The 525-nt window shown below is 52.0% G+C and carries 1 protein-coding gene; it reads right to left on the bottom strand.

The features are described 5' to 3' along the window. The coding region (locus ACWHAR_RS31740; protein ID WP_452089010.1) for a YegS/Rv2252/BmrU family lipid kinase at positions 1-525 on the bottom strand (525 nt) is incomplete at both ends.

Genomic DNA, 525 nt, shown 5'->3' with positions numbered 1-525 from the left:
AGTTTGTCAGCGTGACCAAAAACAGCATGATTTCACCTTGAAACAGCTTGCCGTCATATTCAATCTCGACTTCTGTCGGACGAAGTGAAGGCAGCATTTCCATTCCTTTTAAATAATAAGCAAGCTGGCCGAGCATTGTTTTCAGTTTGCTTGGCACGTCGTACGTCAGCTCCGTCAGACGGCCTCCGCCGGCGATATTGATAAAATACTGGCCGTTGACCTGTCCGATATCAATCGGGCGGGCAACGCCGTTAATGACCGTATCTGCCGCTTTTAAAATATCCTCGCGTGGGATTCCGAGCGCTCTGGCGAAGTCGTTCGTTGTGCCGACAGGAATCACACCGAGTGTCGGACGATTGTCTAAAGGCGCAAGCCCGTTGACGACCTCGTTGATCGTTCCGTCTCCGCCTGCCGCAATGATCAGGTCAAACTCACGCAATGCCGCTTCCTTGGCAGCGTGTGTAGCGTCTCCTGCGCATGTCGTCGCATGGGTGGAGCTTTCATAGCCGGCTTGTTCAAATTTTT

Source organism: Bacillus sp. LR--39, from assembly GCF_053613335.1.
Note: the sequence above shows the minus strand (reverse complement) of the source record. Positions and strands in the feature narration are given on the sequence as shown.